Below are 21316 nucleotides of genomic sequence, written 5' to 3' on the forward strand. Positions count from 1 at the left end.
ACGTCGGGGTCTCCTGACAGGTCTGTGCCCGGGGCCGATTTTGGCCCTCATTTGTTTTTACCATACTTATAGGGAAAACTAATTTCATGCCGACCGAAGCGATCGATCCCCGCGGCCACGCCGTGCTGTCGGGAATCAGCAGGGTCGCCGTGCTCGAGGTTCTGCGGGCCAGCACCGAGCCGCTCAGCGCGGATGCCATCGCCGCCCGGGTGGGGCTGCATGCGAACACGGTGCGCTCCCACCTCGACCGCCTGACCGAGGCCGGGCTGGTCACGGAGGCAGCGGAGGCGCTGGGCAGGCCAGGTCGGCCCCGGCTGCTTTTCCGCTCCGCGCCGTCACCCGAGGACGCACCCGTGGACTCCTACCGTGTGCTGGCCGGCATCCTCGCCGAGGGCATGGCCGCCGGCGCGACCGGCGCGCAGGCGACGGGTGCACCGGCCGGTGCAACGCCTGGTGCGCGGACCGGTGCCGACGCGGCCGCCCTGGCCGGCAGTCGTTGGGGACGGCGACTCGCCACCGCCCGCAACGAAGCCGACTCGGCGGCCTCCGCCGATGCGGCCGCCCCGTCCGCCGGCCGGGCCCACGCGCTCGAACGCGTCGTCGCGATCCTGGACCAGGTCGGCTTCTCGCCCGTGCTCGGCGGGCCGGACCACGGCGCGCCCACCGGGACGGCATCACTCGCAGACGACGCCCCCGTCGTCATCGAATTGCACCGCTGTCCTTTCATCGACGTGGCGCGCAGCCAGGCCGACATCGTCTGTTCCCTGCATCGCGGCCTGATCCAGGGTGCCCTCGAGCGCCTCGACGCGCCGTTCGGACGGGTCGCCCTCGAACCGTTCGCCCGCCCCGGCGTATGCCTGGCCCGCCTCGAGCCCGAACCGCTGCAGGCTTCCCTTTCGGCCGCCCACGCTGAATGATTGACAAATGACGTCTCGCCAGCCGTCGAGCTACCGCACGCTCGCCTCGTTCAGCAGGATCCAGCTCCTGCACTTCCTTCAGCAGCGCGGCACGATGACCGTCGGTGACCTCGCCGAGGCCACCGGCCTCCACCACAACACCACTCGGGAACACCTGCAACGCCTGATCGGCGACGGCTTCGTCACCTGCGAGCCCGAGATCACCGAGACGAAGGGCCGCCCCCGAATGCTCTACAGCGCGGCCGGCGGAGCCGACCGACAGGCCGGCTGTGTCCGGGAGGCGAAGGCCGACGCCGCCGAGCGCCGCGGCGACCTGGTGCGGCGGATGCTGCCCCTCCAGGCCATCCTGCACTCACCGCTGCAGCGACAGCTCGACGCCCTCGACGACCACCTCGACCAGACCGGGTTCGACGCGACCCTCGACTCCGACGGCGAGCATGTGCACCTGCACGACTGCCCGTACAGCGAGATGGTCAAGGCGCACCCGGAGGTGTGCCGGGTGCACTTCGGCCTGATCAAGGGTCTGCTCGAACAGGCGGAGGGTCCACTCGCCGCCGAGGCGCTGCATCCGCTGGTCGGATCGAACCTGTGCACGCTTGACCTGCACCGCGCCGAACCGGTACCGGCCGACGAACCCGAACGCGAACCCGAACGCGAACCCGCAGGCGCACCCGCAATCATTTATCACGGTGTTTTCGGCTTGTAGCCCTCTGCCCGGACCGTGAGACTCGGATGCGAGGGTGGTCGCTGACTGCGGCGACGCCCGGCACCGCAAGGGGTACCTCGTGAAACCAGCCAAGACCTCCGCCTTCTCGAAGCCCGCCCGCGGCAAGCCGGCCGGTAGACCCGGCACCGACGGGCCCCTCACCGACACGATCCTGAACCTCGGCCGGTTCCTCCGCCGGGGCGAGACGTCACCCGACCTGCGCTCGCTCTTCCTCGAGGGCGGCCGGGACGCGGACAGCTTCTATCGTGACCGCTGGACCCACGACAAGGAGGTGCGGTCCACCCACGGGGTGAACTGCACCGGCTCGTGCTCGTGGAAGGTGTACGTCAAGGACGGCATCATCACCTGGGAGACCCAGCAGACCGACTACCCCTCGGTCGGGCCGGATTCGCCGGAGTACGAACCCCGCGGCTGCCCGCGCGGCGCCGCCTTCAGCTGGTACACCTACTCGCCGACGCGGGTGAAGTACCCCTATGTGCGCGGGGTGCTGCTCGACCTGTACCGCGAGGCGAAGGCCCGCACCGGCGACCCGGTGCTCGCCTGGGCCGACGTCACCGGCAACCCCGAGTCCGCTCGCGCGTACAAGAGCGCCCGCGGCAAGGGCGGCCTCGTGCGGGCCAGCTGGGACGAGGCCGCGGAGATCGTCGCCGCCGCCCACGTGCACACGATCAAGAAGTTCGGACCGGACCGGATCGCCGGGTTCTCGCCGATCCCCGCGATGTCGATCGTCTCGCAGGGGGTCGGCAACCGGTTCATCACCATGCTCGGCGGCACGATGCTCTCCTTCTACGACTGGTACGCCGACCTGCCGGTCGCATCGCCCCAGGTGTTCGGCGACCAGACCGACGTGCCGGAATCCGCCGATTGGTGGAACTCGTCCTACCTGATCATGTGGGGCTCGAACGTTCCCGTCACCCGCACCCCGGACGCCCACTTCATGGTCGAGGCCCGCTACAAGGGTCAGAAGGTCATCACCGTCTCACCCGACTACGCCGACAACTCCAAGTTCGCCGACGAGTGGCTGGCCGTGCACCCGGGCACCGACGGCGCCCTCGCCATCGCCATGGGCCACGTCGTGCTGAAGGAGTTCCTGGTCGACCGGCGCACGCCCCGCTTCGTCGACTACATGAAGCGCTACAGCGACTCCGCCTACCTGATCGCCCTCACCCCGCGCGGCGACGCCTACGTGCCGGGTAAATTCCTGACCGCGGATGCACTGCCCGACACGTCCTCGACCGTCGCCAGCGCCGCGTTCAAGCCCGTGCTACTCGACCAGGACGGCCGGGCGATCGTGCCGAACGGGTCGATCGGCCACCGCTTCTCCGAGACCGACGTCGGCAAGTGGAACCTCGACCTGGAAGGCGTCGATCCTCTGCTCTCGATCATGGACGCTCCGGACTACGACCGGGCATCCGTCGAAATCGACCTGCCACGGTTCGATATCGCGCCGGAGACCGAAGACGCCGGTGAGCGGCAGGCGGGCGGTGCCGGCATCATCCGTCGCGGCGTGCCCGTGCGGATGGTCGGCGGCCAGTTGGTCACGACCGTCTTCGACCTGCTCCTGGCCCAGTACGGCGTCGGCCGGGACGGGCTTCCCGGGGTGTGGCCGACCGGCTACGACGACGCATCCTCGCCCGGCACCCCCGCCTGGCAGGAGGGCCTCACCTCGGTGCCGATGCAGGCCGCCGAGCGGATCGGCCGCGAGTTCGCCCAGAACGCGGAGGACTCCGGTGGGCGCTCGATGATCCTGATGGGCGCCGGCACCAACCACTGGTTCCACTCCGACACCATCTACCGCGCCTTCCTCGCGCTGACCACGATGACCGGCTGCCAGGGCGTGAACGGCGGCGGCTGGGCCCACTACGTCGGCCAGGAGAAGTGTCGCCCGGTCACCGGCTGGGCGCAGTACGCCTTCGGCCTGGACTGGGTGCGCCCGCCCCGCCAGATGATCGGCACCGGCTACTTCTACCTGGCGACAGACCAGTGGCGCTACGATGGCCTGTCCGCCGACACCCTGGCGAGCCCGCTCGGCGTGGGAACGTTCAAGGACCGCACGACGGCCGACTGCCTGGTCGAGTCGACCCAGCGCGGTTGGATGCCCAGCTACCCCACCTACAACCGCAACTCGCTCGACCTCGTCGACGACGCCGAGCGCGCCGGCGTCGACCCGGCCCAGTACGTCGTCGAGTCCCTCGGCGACGGCAGCCTCGCCTACTCGGTCGAGGACCCGGATGCGCCGGAGAACTTCCCCCGGGTGCTCGTGGTCTGGCGGGCGAACGTGCTCGGCTCCTCCGGAAAGGGCAACGAGTACTTCCTCAAGCATCTGCTCGGCACCACCTCGGCCATCCGCGCGCCTGAGTCCCCGCCGGAGAAGCGCCCGAAGACGATGAAGTGGCACGAGTCCGCGCCGGAGGGCAAGCTCGACCTGCTGGTGACGAGCGACTTCAGGATGACGTCGACGACCGTGTTCAGCGACGTGGTGTTGCCCCCCGCCACCTGGTATGAGAAGAACGACCTGTCGACGACGGACATGCATCCGTTCATCCACTCGTTCAACCCGGCGATCGCCCCGCCTTGGCAGGCGAAGACCGACTTCGACATCTTTCACGTCCTCGCCGAGAAGATCTCGGAGTACTCGGTGGAGCATCTCGGAGTGCGGAAGGACCTTGTCGCCGTTCCGCTCTCGCACGACACCCCGGATGCGATGGCCACCCCGCACGGGATCGTGCTGAACGACCAGCCGCTCATCCCCGGGATCACGATGCCGAAACTCGTCGTGGTCGAACGCGACTATCCGGCCTTCGCCGCCCGGCTCGGCGCCCTCGGGCCGCTCACCGCGAAGCTCGGCATGGTCACCAAGGGGGTCAAGTTCAACCCCGACGTCGAAGTCGAATACCTCGGCAAGAAGAACGGTCTCGTGGCGAGCGGCCCGGCCGCCGGCCGGCCGAGGCTGACCACGGCCATCCACGCCTGCGAAATGGTACTCGCCCTCTCCGGCACGACCAACGGCCGGCTCGGCACCCAGGGCTTCCGGCAGCTGGAGGAACGCACCGGCATGAAGCTCGCCCACCTGGCCAGCGACAACGAGGGCCGCCGCTTCTCCTATCCGGATGTGCAGGGCGCGCCGGTCCCGGTGCTCACCTCCCCTGAGTGGTCGGGCAGCGAGCACGGCGGGCGCCGGTACAGCGCGTTCACGATCAACGTCGAGCACCTCAAGCCGTGGCACACCCTGACCGGGCGGCAACACTTCTACCTCGACCACGACTGGATGATCGAACTGGGGGAGCAGCTGCCGATCTTCCGGCCGCCGCTGGACATGCACCGCCTGTTCGACGACTCGATCGTCGGCTCCACGGCCGCCACCGGCGCCACGGGGTCGAAGGGTCGCGCCGAGGTGGCCGTGCGCTACCTGACCCCGCACTCGAAGTGGTCGATCCACTCCGAATACCAGGACAACCTGATGATGCTCTCGCTCTCCCGCGGCGGGCCGACCATCTGGATGTCGCCGCTCGACGCCGACAAGATCGGCGTGCGCGACAACGAGTGGATCGAGTCCTACAACCGAAACGGCGTCGTCGTCGCCCGCGCGGTCGTCTCGCACCGGATGCCGGAGGGCACCGTGTACATGTACCACGCGAAGGACCGCACGATCAACGTGCCGATCGCCGAGACCAGCGGGATGCGCGGCGGCACGAACAACTCGCTCACCCGCATCCTGCTCAAGCCCAGCCACCTGATCGGCGGCTACGCCCAGCTGTCCTTCGCCTTCAACTACCTCGGCCCGACCGGGAACCAACGCGACGAGGTCACCGTGATCCGTCGACGCAGCCAGGAGGTTGAGTACTAGATGCGCGTCATGGCTCAAATGTCGATGATCATGAATCTCGACAAGTGCATCGGCTGCCACACCTGCTCTGTGACCTGCAAGCAGGTCTGGACCAACCGCACCGGCGTCGAATACGTCTGGTTCAACAACGTGGAGACCAAGCCGGGCGTCGGCTACCCGCGCCGCTACGAGGACCAGGAGAAGTGGAAGGGCGGCTGGATCCGCAACAAGCGCGGCCGGCTGAAGCTGCGCTCCGGCGGCCGGCTGAAGCGCCTGGCCACGATCTTCAATAACCCGGACCTGCCGGTCATCGATGACTACTACGAGCCGTGGACCTACGACTACGACATGCTCACCACGGCCCCGCTGAGCACCGAGAGCCCGGTCGCCCGGCCGAAGTCGCTGCTCACCGGCAAGAACATGGATATCAAGTGGTCGGGCAACTGGGACGACGACCTCGGCGGTTCGCAGGAGACCGCGGCCGACGACCCCATCCTCGCCACCATGAGCGAGCACGTGAAGATGGAGTTCGAGAACACCTTCATGTTCTACCTGCCGCGCATCTGCGAGCACTGCCTGAACCCGGCCTGTGTCGCGGCCTGCCCGTCGGGCGCCATGTACAAGCGCGAGGAAGACGGCATCGTGCTCGTCGACGAAGACGGATGCCGCGGCTGGCGGATGTGCGTCTCGGCCTGCCCCTACAAGAAGGTCTACTTCAACCACAAGACCGGCAAGGCGGAGAAGTGCACGCTCTGCTACCCGCTGATCGAGCAGGGTAAGCCGACCATCTGTTCCGAGACCTGTGTCGGCCGGCTGCGCTACCTCGGCCTCATGCTCTACGACGCCGACGCCGTGCTCGCGGCTGCCAGCATCGAGAACGACCAGGACCTCCTCGAGGCGCAGCGCGGGGTCTTCCTCGACCCGTTCGACCCCGCCGTGATCGCCGCGGCGAAGGCAGGCGGCATCGAGGACGACTGGATCCTCGCGGCCCAGAACAGTCCGATCTACAAACTCATCTCCGAGTACAAGGTGGCGCTGCCGCTGCATCCGGAATACCGCACCATGCCGATGGTCTGGTACATCCCGCCCCTGTCGCCGGTGGTCGACGTGATCTCCACCACGAACAACGACGGGGAGGATGCCCGCACTCTCTTCGCCGCGATCGACAAGTTGCGCATCCCGGTCGAATACCTGGCCGGGCTGTTCTCGGCCGGCGACGTGGTGCCGGTGGAGTCGTCGCTCCGGAAGCTCGCCGCGATGCGCTCGTACATGCGCGACATCAACCTCGGACTAGACCGTGACGAGTCGATCCCGGCAGCCGTCGGCATGACCGGCGTCGAGATCGAGGCGATGTACCGGCTGCTCGCGATCGCCAAGTATGAGGACCGGTATGTGATCCCCAAGGCCCACGTCGAGACGGCGCGCGAGCTGGAGAACCTCGCCTGCTCGCTCGACACCGACGGCGGGCCCGGCATGGGCGGCCCCGCCACCGCGGCCGGACCCTACGGGAAGACGCCGGGGATGCCGCTGAACGCGACGGTCGACAACTACAACGAGATGGTCGGCAAGGGCGGCGAGCGCACCAAACCGACCACGCCCGGCCGGGTCAACCTGCTCAACTGGACCGGGGGAGGCGTGCCGGAGGGCATGTTCCCGCCGAAGGCCACGGGGAGCCCGGCATGAGGCTCCCGGGGCTCCCACCGCTCAAGCTCCCGCTCCGCGGGGTGACCGCGATCCCGTTGTCCGAGGAGGACGGCAGGATGGCGCACATGGCGGCATCCATTCTGCTGGACTACCCCACGGAGGAGCGGCGCGCGCGCTTCGCTGCCGTGGCCGAGTCGGTGACCCTGCTGCCTGGCCCCCTGCGGCTCGCCTTCGAGGCGTTTTTGGCCGCGGCGGGCACGATGAACCAGCAGGAGCTCGAGGTACACTTCACCGCGACCTTCGACCTCAAGCGGAAGTGCTGCCCGTATCTCAGCTACTACGCGGCCGGGGACACCCGCCGGCGTGGGATGGCCCTCGTGCGTTTCGTCGAGGCGTATCGCGCCGCCGGCTGGGAGGTCGCCGCCGACGAACTGCCCGATTACCTGCCGATGGTGCTCGAGTTCTCCGCGCTGAGCGATTCGCCGATCGCCCAGGAGCTGCTCTCCGCACACCGGGACGGCATCGAGGTGCTGCGGAGCGCTCTGGAGGCCGTGGAGAGCCCCTACTCGCACGTGGTGGAGGCGGTGTCCCTGTCGCTGCCCGGCATCGACGAGGCGACCCGGCAGCGCTACCTCGACCTCGTCAACGAGGGACCACCGACCGAGACGGTCGGCATGACCTTTCTGGGCAATCTCAAACCGTTTTCGCCGTCCGGCGCCACCAGTGAGGAACTCAGGGTATGAACCCGCTCGACTTTCTACTCTGGGTGGCGTTCCCCTACGCCGCCATGGCCGTGTTCGTCGTCGGCCACCTCCTCCGCTACCGGCACGACCAGTTCGGCTGGACCTCCCGGTCGAGCCAGACCTATGAGAACCGGCTGCTTCGCTGGGGGTCGCCGATGTTCCACTACGGCATCCTGATGGTACTCGGCGGTCACATCGTCGGACTGCTCGTGCCCAAGGAATGGCTTGAGTTCTTCGGAGTTACCGAGGAGATCTACCACGTCGGCGCCACCTCGCTCGGCAGCGTGGCTGCCGCGCTCACCCTGGCCGGCCTGGCGATCCTGATCTACCGGCGCCGGCTCAACACGCGCGTGCTCCTCGCCACCACGGTGATGGACAAAATCATGTACCTGCTGCTCGGGGCCACCCTGCTCTTCGGGACCGTGGCCACAGTGCTCTTCCAGGTCTTCGGCGCAGGCTACGACTACCGGGGCAGCATCTCGCCCTGGGTGCGCGGTCTGCTCTCAGCCCAGCCTGACCCGGCCCTGATGAGCGACGTGCCGCTGTTCTTCCAGCTGCACGTGCTCTCGGCGACCCTGCTGTTCCTGCTCTGGCCCTTCACTCGCCTGGTACACGTGTTCTCGGCGCCGCTCGCCTATTTCGTGCGCCCGTACATCGTCTACCGGTCCCGGGACGGGCACCGGGGCTCAGGCTCCCGCAAGGCCCGCCGCGGCTGGGAGAAGAGCGAGCTGCCCGCATCCGCCCGCGACCGCGAGGCCACCCGCCGCTGAGTCGCCCGCGCGCCGGCCGCCCCACGGGCCCCGCCTGTTCTCCATGACTCCTCCCCTTGCTGCCGCCGACGAAAACGCGCCGCGGATATCCGCGGTGAATCGCGGCATCCGCCCTGTCAGCGACCCGCTTTGTGCATAACTCCTGCAATTCGGGAACGGGAACGAACGTCGGCCCCGGAATTCCGGGGATGCTGGCCCACGAGCTGACAAATTGCAGGAGTTATGCGCGGGGCAGCACGGAGCCCCGCTCCGGAGAGCGGGGGCCGGGTGGATGGGGCGGTGGCGGGCGGCGGGGGAAACAGGGGCGCGCGGTCAGCCGGGGAAGGGCGCCCCGGGGCGAGCGTAGTAGTGCCAGGCGAGCCAGGTGCAGAACACGCTGAACACGGTCACGGCGATGAAGAAGGCGGTGGGGCTGATCATGGTGAGCGAGATGCCCACGATGAAGGGGCCGAAGGCCGCGATCGCGGAGGTCCAGGCGATGGCGCCGCCGGCCTGACGCTTGGGGAAGATCATCGGCATCTGCTTGAAGGTGCCGGCGTTCGCCAGGCCCGCGAAGAAGAAGATGGTGATCATTCCGGCGAGGAAGCCCCAGAATTGGTCGACGCTCGTCGGGTTCAGGAAGAAGGCCGTGACCGCCGTTCCGACGACCATGCCGGCCCCGCCGACGAAGGTGAAGATGGCGCCGCCCCATTTGTCGCAGAGCGGGCCGCTGGAGGCACGGACGAGGGCGCCGACGATCGGGCCGATGAACGCGAACGCGAGGGGGTTCGGGGCGTTCGGGAAGTCACCGTAGACGTTCAGGATGATCAGGCCCATCTGGGCGGCGAGCCCACTGTAGGCGCCGAAGCTCATCAGATAGATGGCCGTCATGATCCAGGTGTGCTTGATCTTGAAGATGTCCATCTGTTCACGGAAGTTGGCCGTGACGGGAACCCGACGCAGGAAGACCGCCGCCAGGACGACCGCGAGCAGTGCCCACGGGATGAGCACCAGGCCGCCGTTGTGCAGCCAGACCAGGTCGCCCTTCGCACTGCTCTGCGGGGTGAGTGCGGCGGTGCCGAGCAGTCCGAAGCCGACCACCCAGGGCAGGATCAGCTGCATGAGCCCGATCCCGAAGTTTCCGAGACCGGCCTGCAGGCCGAGCGCGGTGCCGGCGAGGCGTTTGGGGAAGAAGTAGCTCGTGGACGCCATGAATCCGGAGAAGGTGCCACCGCCGATCCCGGCGGCGAACGCCAGGGCGAGCAGCACCCAGTAGGGCGTCGAGGTGTCGCGGGCGGCGAGGGTCCATCCGAGCATGGGCAGCACGAGCAGCGCCGAGGACACCGACACCAGGGTGCGCGTGCCCAGGATCGGCGGGAGGAACATGAAGACCAGGCGCAGGAGCCCGCCGGCCAGTCCGGGGATGGCGACAAGCCAGTACAGCTGCCCCGGGGCGAGCGTGTAGCCGATGTCATTGAGGCGAGGCGCGATCGCGCTGACCAGGTACCAGGTGGCGAAGCTCAGCGTGAGGCTGAAGGTGGTGATCCAGAGGGTGCGCCAGGCGAGCCGGGAATCCCAGGTTTCTTCATGCTCCGGATCCCAGTTGGACAGGTCCGGATTGAGCTTCGAGGCGACGAGTGCGGAAGAGGCGGCTGACATGAGCTTCCTTGGCCTGGGTGTGCGGTCGGGCGCCGACGGCCCGCGTACCTTCCACCCTGACCGTGCGCGCGCGCCGCGACAACGCGTGAACACCGTGAAAAATCGGCATTTCCGGTTCCGGGCCGACCGGCTCGCCCGTCGGCCGGGAGCGTCAACCGCCGGCGAAGGGCGGGAGCACGTCGACGGTGTCGGTCGCGGCAAGGGCGACCGCGTCATCCGTCGCCCGTGTCCCGTTGACGAGGAGAGAGCAGAGCCCGAGGATGCGGTCGAACTCGGGCCCGAATTGCGCGCCGAGCACGGAGCGCAATTCGCCGATCGTGCCCGCGTCGATTGTGGCGCCGTCGCCGGCGGCGGCTTCGGCGGCCCCGGCGAAGAATCGCACGGTGGCCATCAGCGACCGGCCTGCGGCTGGTCGCCGGCCCAGGTCAGGGCCAGCTCGGTCGCCAGGGCGGCGGCGCGTTCGATGTCCGCGGCGGTGCCGCCGTTCCGGGCGGCGGCGAGCCCGACCAGAAAGGTGCTCAGCGGTGCGGCCGGCCTGGCCACACCGTGGGCCACATCGCGGGCCACGTCGAGCAGCAGGGCGACGGGGATGTCGGCCGGGTCGAGGCCGAGGGCGGTGGCGAGGGCGGACAGCCAGTCGTCGAGGGCTTCCGGCGGAAGCGGTGCCTGGGTGCTCATGTGATGTCACTCCTCGGTGGGTTGCTCCGCGACGGGTTCAGGAGCGCGGTGCTCTGCAGAACATCCTGCCACGTGTCCACGTCGCGCCCGGCCCGTTCGGTGTCGCGGATGCCGCGCAGCGAGAGCCCGGAGAGCAGCTGCCGCACGCTTGCGCCCCGCGCTTCGCTCCCGAGCCGCCGCACGCCCTCACGGAGCGCCTCTCCGCGGTAGATCCCGGCCAGCCACTGCTCCCGGCCGCCGGCGTCGACCAGGTGGAACCCGTCGAGGTGCGGCGACCCTGGGCCCAGGTCGGCGGCCGCCCCGACCAACAGCCGCGCGGCATCCGCTGCCCAGGGCAGGTCGCAGGCGAGCACGAGCAGCCAGGGCGTCCCCTCCGCGTCGGAATCCGCCGCAGCCGCCTGGCCCGGCGCGGCCTGGTCCAGCGCAGCCAGCCCGGCGACGATGCCGGCTACCGGCCCGCCGAACGGCGGATCCTCCAGCGCCCAGATGAGTGGCGCGGAGTGCGGGCCGGCCGCGTCGCGCGCGGTGTCCGGCCCGACGACGACGACGCGCCGTGCGAGCCCCCTGGCGTCCAGCACCCGGGAGAGCAGGGTGCGGCCGGCCACCTCGATGGCCGGTTTGAGGGCGCCGCCGAGGCGGCTGCCGCGGCCTCCTGCGAGCACGATCAGGTCGACGGCGGGCGGGGCGGCGGGCTGCGAGGCGGGGAGCGGCACGGTCAGCCGTCGCTGCGGTGCCAGTCGCCGGACTTGCCACCGGTCTTGGTGATCAGGCGCACGTTCTCGATCAGCACCGACTTGTCCAGGCCCTTGACCATGTCGACGACGGCCAGCGCGGCGATGGAGACCGCGGTCAGCGCCTCCATCTCCACTCCCGTGCGGTCGGCGGTGCGCACGGTGGCGGTCACCCGCACACCCTCGTCCTCGATCACGAGATCGACGGCGGCGCCGTGCACGCCGATGACGTGGGCGAGGGGGAGCAGGTCGGCGCACTTCTTGGCGCCCTGGATGCCGGCGATCCGCGCCACCGCGAGCACGTCACCCTTCGGGGTGCTGCCGTCGCGGAGCGCGGCCACGACCTTCGGGCCGCAGCTCACGAACCCGGCCGCGGTGGCGCTGCGCACGGTGGGCTGCTTGTCGGTGACGTCCACCATCCGGGCCTGGCCGGCCGAATCGAGGTGGGTGAACGGCTGCGGGGTCATGGGAGTTGTGGGCACAGCAACAGCATGACAGTCAGGAGGTCACCCTCGTCAATCCGGGTGACGTCCTCCGGAACGAGGGCGAGTCCGGTGGCGTGGCCGAGACCGGCCACGAGGTGCGAGCCAGAGCCGCCCGCTGCCGCGGGTCGCACCCGGGAGTCCGCCCCCGTGCGCTCGATGGTCACCGGCATGTACTGCGCGCGCCGCGGGGGTGAGTTCCAGCCCTGTGCGGCGGACGCGGTGATCGTGGGCCGGTGCAGTTCGGCGTGGCCGGCCAGCCGACGGAGGGCCGGCCGCACGAACACCTCGAACGACACGTAGGCGCTGACCGGGTTGCCGGGGAGCGCGAAGATCACCGGTCCGGGGGGCCCGTCGTCTCCGGCCGGCCAGCGGCCGAATCCCTGCGGCTTGCCCGGCTGCATCCTGACCGGGCCGAAGGTCATGGTGGGCAGCGGCGCGAGCACGGCCTTGACCACGTCGTAGGCTCCCACGCTGACCCCGCCGGAGAGCACGATGGCGTCGACGGTGTCGGCGAGGGTGGCCAGAAGGTCCCGGAGGGTGTTCTCGTCGTCGGGCACCGCCCCGATCCGGATCGGCACGGCCCCGGCCTCGGCCACGGCGGCGGCGAGGAGGTAGGAGTTCGAGTCGGGAATCTGGCCGCGCCGGGGGACGTCGCCCGGGGTGACCAGTTCGCTTCCGGTCGAGATCACGGCGACCCGCGGGGCCGGATGGGCCAGCAGCGACGATCGGCCGGCGCTCGCGGCGGCGGCGATCCGGGTCGGCCAGAGCACCGAGCCGGCCGTGAGCACGGTGTCGCCGGCCTGGGCGTCCTCCCCGGTGCGACGGATGTGCGCGGCCGGCTCCGGCGCGCGCAGCACCGTGGCGAGGTAGAGGCCGCCGCGGTCGGTGTCCTCGATCGGCACCACGGCATCCGCGCCGTCGGGGAGAGGCGCCCCGGTCATGATCCGGGCGGCCTGCCCGGGGGCCAGGCTCGGATTCTCGCTCGTCCCGGCGGCGAGGTCGGCGACCACCTGCAGGGTGACCGGGTTCTCGGCCGAGGCGTGCAGCAGGTCGTCCCGGCGCACGGCGTACCCGTCCATGGCCGAGTTGTCGAACGGGGGCGTCGCGGTGGCGCTCCGGATGTCCTCGGCCAGCACCAGCCCGCGTGCCGCGTCGAGCGAGGTCAACTCGGGTGTCAACGGGGTGGCGATCTCGAGCACGGCGGCCAGGTGCTCCGCCACGGTCTCGGCATCGGACGGGGCGGCGCAGGCATCCGCCGGGCGGGCGTCGCCGTGCCGGTCGCCCGCTCCGGCAGCGTGCGTGCGCGGGATCACCGGTCAGCTCCTCGCCGGGTGGGGTTCGGCTGCGGCCCACTTGCTGCCTTCGCCGGGCGCGGTGCCAGCGGCCACCGCGGCGTCCCAGGCGACGATACCGCCCGTGAGCAGGGACAGGCCAGCGAAACCGGCCCGGTGCAGGGCGGTCGCGGCGGTCTGCGCACGCGATCCCTGGTGGCAGTGCAGCACGAGCGGCACGTCCGTCGGCAGGGTCGCTCGGCCCTCCTCGGTGAGGAGGCGCGCCAGGGGAAGCAGCACGGCGCCGGGCACCGCGCTCTCGGCGTGCTCGCCGGGTTCCCGCACGTCGACGACGAGGAACGGGTCGCCGCCCGACTCCCGCGCGGCCAGGCGGCCGGCGAGCTCCGTCGCGGTGAGCTGCGGCCAGTCCGGGACCGGTTCCGGATCGGCCGGGGCCGGCCGGGGGTCGGCGGCGGCGACTCCGGTGCCGATCAGCGGAACCTCGCTGAAGCGACCCGAGAGGGCGTCGATCACGAGGATGCGCCCGATCAGCGGGGTGCCGATTCCGGCGATGAGCTTGATCGCCTCGGTGGCCATCAGCGAGCCGACCTGGCCGCACAGCGCGCCGAGCACACCGGCCTCGGCGCAGTTGGGCACCTCGCCGTCGGCGGGCGGGTTCGGGAAGAGGTCGCGCAGGTGCACCCCGGCGAGCCCGCTGCCCTTCGGGGGCGTGGCCCAGAACACCGACAGCTGGGCGTCGAAGCGCAGCACGGATGCCCAGACCAGCGGCAGTCCGAGCGCGGCGCAGACGTCGTTGACCACGAACCGGGTCGGGAAGTTGTCGGTGCCGTCGATGACCACGTCGTAGCCGCCGATGATCGCCGCCGCGTTGTCCGCGGTGAGCCGTTCGGCGTGCTGCACCACGGTCGCCTCCGGCGCGATCGCCGCGATCGACTCCGCCGCGCTGACCACCTTGGGCCGGCCGACATCCTGCGTCCCGTGCACGATCTGCCGCTGCAGATTGCTGGGCTCGACGTCGTCGCTGTCGACGATGCCGATGGTGCCGACCCCGGCGGCGGCCAGGTAGATCAGGGCGGGGGAGCCGAGACCCCCGGCGCCGAGCACAAGCACCCTGGCGTTGGCGAGGCGGCGCTGGCCGAGCTCGTTCAGCTGGGGGAGGCGGCGTTGGCGAACGGTGCGTGCGGACTCGGCGGCGCTGAGCTGCGCGACCGGCTCGACGAGAGGTGAAAGGGCCATGCCCCAACGCTAGGCGCAGATCCGGGTGACGAGATCCCGATTCGAGAATCCCCTTGAATTCTCAGGGTCTTTGTAGTCGAGTGGTCGGGCACCAACTAGAGAATCCATGCAGTCTCGCGCGGCCGTTGCGGTCGCGTTTCGAGGTAATTCGACAAGGAACTAGGAAGGTACTTTCATGACGGGGAACAGGGCAGTCGCCTACAAGAGCCCGGGTCACGTCGAGGTCATCGACATCGACTATCCGAGCTTCGAACTGAAGGACGGGCCGGGGGTGAACCCGGCGAACGTCGGCAGGAAGGTGCCTCACGGCGTCATCCTCCGCACGGTCACCACCAACATCTGCGGCTCGGACCAGCACATGGTGCGCGGACGCACGACCGCACCGATGGACCTCGTCCTCGGGCACGAGATCACCGGCGAGGTGGTCGAGGCCGGGCCCGACGTCGAGTTCATCAAGGTCGGGGACATCGTCTCGGTGCCGTTCAACATCTCCTGCGGGCGATGTCGGAACTGCAAGGAGCGCAAGACGGGAATCTGCCTCAACGTCAACCCCGACCGACCCGGCAGCGCCTACGGCTACGTCGACATGGGTGGCTGGGTCGGAGGGCAGGCCGAGTACGTGCTCGTGCCGTACGCGGATTGGAACCTGCTGAAGTTCCCAGACCGCGACCAGGCGCTGGAGAAGATCATGGACCTGACCATGCTCTCCGACATCTTCCCCACCGGCTACCACGGAGCGGTGAGCGCGGGCGTCGGGACGGGGTCGACGGTCTACGTGGCCGGGGCAGGCCCGGTCGGCCTCGCGGCCGCGGCATCCGCGCACCTGCTGGATGCCGCCGTGGTCATCGTCGGCGACCTCAACGAGGAGCGGCTGGCACAGGCGCGCAGTTTCGGATGCGAGACCATCGACCTCCGCAACGGCGACCCGCAGGACCAGATCGAGCAGATCCTCGGGGTTCCCGAGGTCGACGCCGGGGTGGACGCGGTCGGCTTCGAGGCGCGCGGCCACGGCCAGAGCGCGGGCGAGGAACGGCCGGCAACGGTGCTGAACTCGTTGATGACGATCACGGCCGCCGGTGGCGCCATGGGCATCCCCGGGCTGTACGTCACCGGTGACCCGGGCGGGGTCGATGAGGCGGCGAAGGTCGGCTCGCTGTCGATCCGGCTGGGACTCGGTTGGGCCAAGTCGCTGTCGTTCACCACGGGGCAGTGCCCGGTGATGAAGTACAACCGGCAGCTGATGATGGCGATCCTGCACGACAAGGTGCAGATCGCGAAGGCGGTCAACGCCAGGGCGATCACCCTCGAGGATGCCCCGCGCGGGTACGCCGAATTCGACGCCGGCGCGGCCACGAAGTATGTCCTCAACCCGAACGGCTACGTGAAGTAGGCGGCGCCGCCCCCCCGGTGGTCGAGCTTGTCGAGACCTGGATCTCGACAGGCTCGATCACCGTGCGCCGGGCTCGATCACCGTGCGCCGGGCTCGATCACCGTGCGCCGGGTCGAGCCCCCGGTGGTCGAGCTCGTCGAGACCCGCCCATCAGGGCCTTTCCTTCCCAGCCGTCGCGATTAGTGTGGAGACATGACCGGCGCCGAAGTCCAGGAACCCGTCCCCAGGTTCTACCGTTCCCTGGCGGACCTCCCCGCGGTGACCGACGAGCCCACCGGCCGGGTCACCGACACGATGAACCGGCCGCTGCACGACCTGCGCATCTCCGTCACCGACCGCTGCAACTTCCGCTGCGTCTACTGCATGCCGAAGGAGGTCTTCGGCAAAGACTTCGCCTTCATGGAACGCGACGAGCTCCTCTCCTTCGAAGAGATGACCCGGTTGGCCAGGATCAGCGTCGCCCACGGGGTCGAGAAAATCCGCCTCACCGGCGGGGAACCGCTGCTGCGCAAGGGCCTGGAGGAATTCGTCGCCATGCTCGCCGCCCTCCGCACCCCGGACGGCCGGCCCATCGACATTGCGCTGACCACGAACGGGTCGGCGCTCGCCGTGAAGGCGCAGGCGCTGAAGGATGCCGGGCTCACCCGCGTCACCGTCTCACTCGACTCGCTCGACGACACCACCTTCCGAATGATGAACGACGTCAACTTCCCCGTCGCGAAGATCCTGCACGGGATCGACGTCGCCCACGAGGCAGGACTCGGCCCGATCAAGATCAACATGGTGGTCAAGCGCGGCCAGAACGAGCACGACATCGTGGCCATGGCCCGGCACTTCCAGGGCACGCCTTACATCCTGCGGTTCATCGAGTTCATGGACGTCGGTTCGAGCAACGGCTGGGAGATGGGCGCGGTGGTGCCCTCCCGCGAAGTGATCGGGCTGATCAACGTGGAACTGCCACTGGACGAGGTGGCACCGAACTACGACGGCGAGACCTCGAGGCGCTGGCGGTACCGCGACGGGAGCGGCGAGATCGGCGTGATTTCGAGCGTCACCCAGTCGTTCTGCCGGTCCTGTTCGCGGGCGAGGGTCTCCACCGACGGCAAACTGTTCACCTGCCTGTTCGCGACCGAGGGCCACGACCTGCGCGCCCTGATGCGCGGCGGCTGCACCGACGAACAGCTCGCCACCGTGATGGCGCAAATCTGGCGGGAGCGCACCGACCGGTACTCCCAGCTGCGCAGCGCGAAGACGATCCAGTTGCGGGCGAGCGGAATGAAGAAGATCGAGATGTCGTACATCGGCGGTTGAGACCGTCGCGTCCGGCAACGCACTGATCACACGACCGGCGGCGCCACGACCAGTGGCACGACGAAGGGACATTGACTGATGAGCAGGATCACCGTGCGGCGCAAGGTCGTTCGCCTGACGGTCGGGCACACCCCCATCACCCGGGAAGACCTGCTCGCCGTCGAGGAGCCGCTGGAGATCCGGGTGAACGGCCGATCCCTGGCCATCACCATGCGCACCCCGGGCAACGACTTCGATCTGGCCGCCGGATTCCTCGTCTCGGAGGGCGTGATCACGAAGGGCGAACACTTCTTCGCCGCCCGATACTGCGCCGGCGCCACCGACGAGGGACTCAACACCTACAACGTGCTCGACGTGTCACTCGCGCCCGGGGTCTCCCCGCCTGACCCGAGCCTGGAGCGGTCCTTCCTCACCACCAGCTCCTGCGGCCTCTGCGGCAAGGCGAGCATCGACGCCGTGCGCACCAGGTCCTCCTTCCCGGTGGCGGATGACCCGGTGCGGGTCGACGCGGAACTGCTCACCTCCTTCCCCGACCAGTTGCGAACCATGCAAACCGTGTTCGAGAAGACCGGCGGACTGCACGCCGCCGCGCTGTTCGATGGCGCCACCGGTCGGATGCTCGTGCTGCGCGAAGACGTCGGCCGTCACAACGCGGTGGACAAGGTGATCGGCTGGGCGCTGAAGGAGAACCTGCTGCCACTGACCGGAATGGTGCTGATGGTGTCGAGCCGGGCCAGCTTCGAACTTGCCCAGAAGGCGATGATGGCCGGCATCCCGGTGCTCGCCGCCGTGTCGGCGCCGTCGTCGCTTGCGGCCGAGTTCGCGGCCGAGGTGGGCCTGACGCTCGTCGGCTTCCTCCGCGGGAACTCGATGGTGATCTACGCCGGGGCAGAGCGGATCGTCGAGGATGCCCCGGCCGAGGCTCAGCGCCGCGAGGGTCAGCGCACCACGGCGTAGCGTTCCTGGACCATGCCGCCGCCGATCGGCGCGACGCCCAGGGACTCGAGCTGGACATCCGCCGGGAGCGCCCCGAACAACGAAATGCCCTCGCCCAGCAGCACGGGCACCCGGCTGATCACGAGGTCGTCGATGAGGCCCACGGCGAGGCAGGACTGGATGACCCGGCCGCCGTCGATGTACACGCGCTCGGCGCCCGCGGCGGTGAGGGCGGCGATTGCCTCGGGAAGGCTGCGCACCACCGTGACGCGGTCGTCGACCGCGGTGAGGGTGCTGCTGAGCACGATCACCTTCATCCGCGTGTACGGCCAGGGGTCGAACGCCGCCACCGCCTCGTAGGTTCCGCGGCCCATCAGCATGTGGTCGATCGTGGCCGCGAACTCCGAGTACCCGCCGTCGCCGGTGGGCCCCGGCCGGTCGATGAGCCAGTCGAGCGCACCGTTGGGTCGGGCGATGTAGCCGTCGACGCTCGTCGCGATGAAGACGTGGCCGGTCCAGGTGCGCTGCTCGGTCATGGGGGATCCTCCGTGGGTTGTCGGGCCATTGTCGCAGGGGCTACCTCGGCGCGCCCGAGACCGCAGCCCGCGACCGCCGCCGCGGTCGCGGGCTGCGGAAGCGGGCGCGGCGCGCGGGTCGGCTCAGCTCAGCTCAGCTGCAGCACCTCGGCCGGCTCGTGCGCGATGAACCGCACGGCCATGGCCTTGTAGCCGGGGGTGTTCGACTCGCGGGCGACCAGCTCCCGGTGCATCAGGGCGTTCGCCTCGGGGAAGTATGCCGCCGCGCAGCCGCGCGGGGTCGGGTAGACCACCAGGCGGAATTCGTTCGCCCGGCGTTCCTCGCCCCGGAAGGTGCTGATCACGTCGACGAGATCGCGGTCGGCGAAGCCGAGCTCCGTGGCGTCGTCCTGGTGGATCAGGATGACCCGGCGGCCGCCCGAGATACCGCGGTAGCGGTCATCCAGCCCGTAGAAGGTGGTGTTGTACTGGTCGTGGCTGCGGATGGTCTGCAGAATCAGGTGCCCCGCCGGCGGGGTCAGATACTCGAGCGGGCTGACCGTGAACCGGGCCCGGCCGATGTCTGTGGCGAAGCTGCGGGTGTCGCGCGGGGGATTGGGCAGCACGAAACCGTTCTTCGTCTTGAGCCGCTTGTTGAAGTCGGCGAAGCCGGGCAACACCCGGGAGATGTGGTCTCGGATGAGGTCGTAGTCCTCCGCCATCGCCTTCCAGTCGACCACGTGGTCGTGGCCCAGGGTGGCGGTGGCCATCCGCGCGACGATGACCGGCTCGGCGAGCAGATGTTCGGAGACCGGCTCCAGCCGGCCCTGCGTCGTGCGCACGACCGACATCGAGTCCTCGACCGAGAGCACCTGGCGGCCGCCGGGATGCTTGTCGTCGGTGTCCGTGCGGCCGAGCGTCGGCAGGACCAGCGACGTCGTCCCGTGCATGATGTGGGAGCGGTTCGGCTTGGTCGACACGTGCACCGTCAGCCCCACCCGCTGCATTGCGGCCTCGAGGGCCTCGGTGTCGGAGCAGGCGAGCGCGAAGTTGCCGCCCATCGAGACGAACACGTCGACGTCGTCGTTCTCGAACGCCTCGACCGTGTCGACGGAGTCGAGCCCGTGCTCGCGCGGGGTCTCGATGCCGAATTCCTTGTCGAGCGCGGCGAGCATCCACTCGTGCGGCTTCTCCCAGATGCCCATCGTGCGGTCGCCCTGCACATTGGAGTGGCCGCGCACCGGGCAGGCACCCGCGCCGGGCTTGCCGAAGTTGCCCTGCAGCAGGAGCAGGTTGATGATCTCCTTGAGCGTGTTCACGGAGTGGGGCTGCTGGGTGAGGCCGAGCGCCCAGCATATGATCGTGGCCTTCGAGGCGACCAGGAGCCGCGCGACCGTGGCGATCTGCAGCCTGGACAGGCCGGTCGCCTTCTCGGTCTCGTCCCAGTCGATCACCTGGCGGGCGGCCCGGTACTCGTCCAGACCGGCGGTGTTGGCTTCGACGAAGGCGTGGTCGACGACGGAGCCGGGCACCCGCTCCTCCTCCTCGAGCAGCAGGTGGCCGAGCGCCTGGAACAGGGCCAGGTCGCCGCCGACCTTGATCTGCAGGTATTCGCCGGCGAGGGCGGTGCCGTCGCCGACGAGGCCGGACACCGATTGCGGGTCCTTGAAGTTGAACAGCCCGGCCTCCGGCAGCGGGTTGACGGCCACGATCTTGCCGCCGTTGTCCTTGCACTCCTTGAGCGCCGACAGCATCCGCGGGTGATTGGTGCCCGGGTTCTGGCCGACGACCAGGATCAGCTCGGCCTCGTGGATGTCTTCGAGGGAGACCGTGCCCTTGCCGATGCCGATCGTGGGGTTCAATGCCGATCCCGACGACTCGTGGCACATATTGGAGCAGTCCGGCAGGTTGTTCGTGCCGATCGAGCGGGCGAACAGCTGGTAGAGGAATGCCGATTCGTTGGCGGTGCGACCGGAGGTGTAGAACACGGTGCGGTCCGGTGTCGTCGCCCGGATCCTCTCGCCGATCAGCTCAAAGGCGTCGTTCCAGGTGATCTGCGAGTAGTGAGTGTCGCCGGGCCGGATGACCACCGGATGCGTGATCCGGCCCTGGTTGCCGAGCCAGTACTCGGTCTTCGTTGCCAGTTCCTCGATCGAATGCTCGGCCCAGAACGCCGGCGTCACGGTGCGCACCGTGCTTTCCTCGGCGACGGCCTTGGCGCCGTTCTCGCAGAACTCGGCCGTCTTGCGGTGGCCCTGCGACTCCGGCCAGGCACAGCCGGGGCAGTCCGTGCCGTCGCGTTGGTTCAACCGCAGCAGCGCGCGGGCGGTGCGGCTGACCCCGGCCTGGGCAACCCCGCGTTCGAGCGCGACCGCCACGGCCTCCAGCCCGGCCGCGGACTTCTTGGGCTTCTTGACGCGCAGGTTGTCCTCGTTGATGTCTTCGATCGGTGCGCGACGTGTCATGCATCCATCCTG

Annotated in this window: 18 protein-coding genes; 9 read left to right on the plus strand and 9 right to left on the minus strand. The window is 69.4% G+C overall.

The genetic code is table 11. The features are described 5' to 3' along the window. The first annotated feature begins 86 nt into the window (after nt 1-86). From E3T48_RS13865 to narI, 6 genes are all read left to right on the plus strand, one after another. Nucleotides 87-917 carry a helix-turn-helix transcriptional regulator gene (locus tag E3T48_RS13865; RefSeq protein ID WP_134524625.1) on the plus strand — a complete coding sequence of 277 codons (831 nt, stop codon included), beginning with the start codon at nt 87-89 and terminating at the stop codon, nt 915-917. A gap of 7 nt (nt 918-924) precedes the next feature. After that, nucleotides 925-1623: a helix-turn-helix transcriptional regulator gene (locus E3T48_RS13870; protein WP_134524626.1), complete on the plus strand. Its 699-nt coding sequence runs from the start codon at nt 925-927 to the stop codon at nt 1621-1623. A gap of 169 nt (nt 1624-1792) precedes the next feature. After that, a complete protein-coding gene (locus E3T48_RS13875; protein ID WP_241986831.1) occupies nt 1793-5491 on the plus strand; it encodes a nitrate reductase subunit alpha in 3699 nt (1232 codons plus the stop codon). After that, nucleotides 5492-7153 carry a nitrate reductase subunit beta gene (gene narH / locus E3T48_RS13880; RefSeq protein WP_134524627.1) on the plus strand — a complete coding sequence of 554 codons (1662 nt, stop codon included), beginning with the start codon at nt 5492-5494 and terminating at the stop codon, nt 7151-7153. Then, nucleotides 7150-7857 carry a nitrate reductase molybdenum cofactor assembly chaperone gene (gene narJ, locus E3T48_RS13885; RefSeq protein WP_198417678.1) on the plus strand — a complete coding sequence of 236 codons (708 nt, stop codon included), beginning with the start codon at nt 7150-7152 and terminating at the stop codon, nt 7855-7857. The genes narH and narJ overlap by 4 nt, the downstream gene beginning before the upstream one ends. Continuing rightward, nucleotides 7854-8627 carry a respiratory nitrate reductase subunit gamma gene (gene narI, locus E3T48_RS13890; RefSeq protein ID WP_134524628.1) on the plus strand — a complete coding sequence of 258 codons (774 nt, stop codon included), beginning with the start codon at nt 7854-7856 and terminating at the stop codon, nt 8625-8627. The genes narJ and narI overlap by 4 nt, the downstream gene beginning before the upstream one ends. A gap of 312 nt (nt 8628-8939) precedes the next feature. Here narI and E3T48_RS13895 read toward each other — a convergent pair whose 3' ends face one another. The 7 genes from E3T48_RS13895 to E3T48_RS13925 form a co-directional block, all read right to left on the minus strand. Then, complete coding sequence (locus E3T48_RS13895) at nt 8940-10265, minus strand: MFS transporter (protein WP_134524629.1); 1326 nt, start codon at nt 10263-10265, stop codon at nt 8940-8942. Between the two features lie 151 nt (nt 10266-10416). After that, nucleotides 10417-10656 (minus strand): MoaD/ThiS family protein, encoded by a 240-nt coding sequence (locus E3T48_RS13900; protein WP_134524630.1) that lies wholly within the window; start codon nt 10654-10656, stop codon nt 10417-10419. Next, nucleotides 10656-10943, minus strand: a complete 288-nt coding sequence (locus E3T48_RS13905) for a DUF6457 domain-containing protein (protein ID WP_134524631.1) — start codon at nt 10941-10943, stop codon at nt 10656-10658. Before E3T48_RS13905 ends, E3T48_RS13900 begins: the two co-directional genes overlap by 1 nt. Beyond that, on the minus strand, nt 10940-11656 hold the full coding sequence (mobA, locus tag E3T48_RS13910; protein ID WP_198417679.1) for a molybdenum cofactor guanylyltransferase: 717 nt from the start codon (nt 11654-11656) through the stop codon (nt 10940-10942). Before mobA ends, E3T48_RS13905 begins: the two co-directional genes overlap by 4 nt. Nucleotides 11657-11658: 2 nt before the next feature. After that, nucleotides 11659-12141: a cyclic pyranopterin monophosphate synthase MoaC gene (gene moaC, locus E3T48_RS13915; protein WP_134524675.1), complete on the minus strand. Its 483-nt coding sequence runs from the start codon at nt 12139-12141 to the stop codon at nt 11659-11661. Further along, nucleotides 12138-13472: a molybdopterin molybdotransferase MoeA gene (locus tag E3T48_RS13920; RefSeq protein WP_241986827.1), complete on the minus strand. Its 1335-nt coding sequence runs from the start codon at nt 13470-13472 to the stop codon at nt 12138-12140. Before E3T48_RS13920 ends, moaC begins: the two co-directional genes overlap by 4 nt. 3 nt (nt 13473-13475) lie before the next feature. Next, nucleotides 13476-14687: a ThiF family adenylyltransferase gene (locus E3T48_RS13925; RefSeq protein WP_134524632.1), complete on the minus strand. Its 1212-nt coding sequence runs from the start codon at nt 14685-14687 to the stop codon at nt 13476-13478. Between the two features lie 175 nt (nt 14688-14862). On the opposite strand from E3T48_RS13925, the gene fdhA reads away from it, so the two are divergent. The 3 genes from fdhA to fdhD all read left to right on the plus strand — a co-directional run bounded on the left by fdhA (nt 14863) and on the right by fdhD (nt 18345). Next, nucleotides 14863-16077, plus strand: a complete 1215-nt coding sequence (gene fdhA / locus E3T48_RS13930) for a formaldehyde dehydrogenase, glutathione-independent (protein WP_134524633.1) — start codon at nt 14863-14865, stop codon at nt 16075-16077. A gap of 192 nt (nt 16078-16269) precedes the next feature. Next, nucleotides 16270-17388 carry a GTP 3',8-cyclase MoaA gene (gene moaA, locus E3T48_RS13935; RefSeq protein WP_134524634.1) on the plus strand — a complete coding sequence of 373 codons (1119 nt, stop codon included), beginning with the start codon at nt 16270-16272 and terminating at the stop codon, nt 17386-17388. Nucleotides 17389-17466: 78 nt separating this feature from the next. After that, the gene (gene fdhD, locus E3T48_RS13940) at nt 17467-18345 is read left to right on the plus strand and encodes a formate dehydrogenase accessory sulfurtransferase FdhD (RefSeq protein WP_134524635.1); all 879 of its coding nucleotides are present in this window, start codon (nt 17467-17469) and stop codon (nt 18343-18345) included. On the opposite strand, the gene E3T48_RS13945 is transcribed toward fdhD, so the two are convergent. Together E3T48_RS13945 and E3T48_RS13950 are read right to left on the minus strand one after the other, a co-directional pair. After that, a complete protein-coding gene (locus tag E3T48_RS13945) occupies nt 18327-18860 on the minus strand; it encodes a dihydrofolate reductase family protein (RefSeq protein ID WP_134524636.1) in 534 nt (177 codons plus the stop codon). The genes fdhD and E3T48_RS13945 overlap by 19 nt on opposite strands. Nucleotides 18861-18988: 128 nt before the next feature. Continuing rightward, nucleotides 18989-21304: an FdhF/YdeP family oxidoreductase gene (locus tag E3T48_RS13950; protein WP_134524637.1), complete on the minus strand. Its 2316-nt coding sequence runs from the start codon at nt 21302-21304 to the stop codon at nt 18989-18991. Nucleotides 21305-21316: the final 12 nt, after the last annotated feature.

Source organism: Cryobacterium fucosi, from assembly GCF_004403515.1.
In the GTDB taxonomy this organism is placed as follows: Bacteria; Actinomycetota; Actinomycetes; order Actinomycetales; family Microbacteriaceae; genus Cryobacterium; species Cryobacterium fucosi.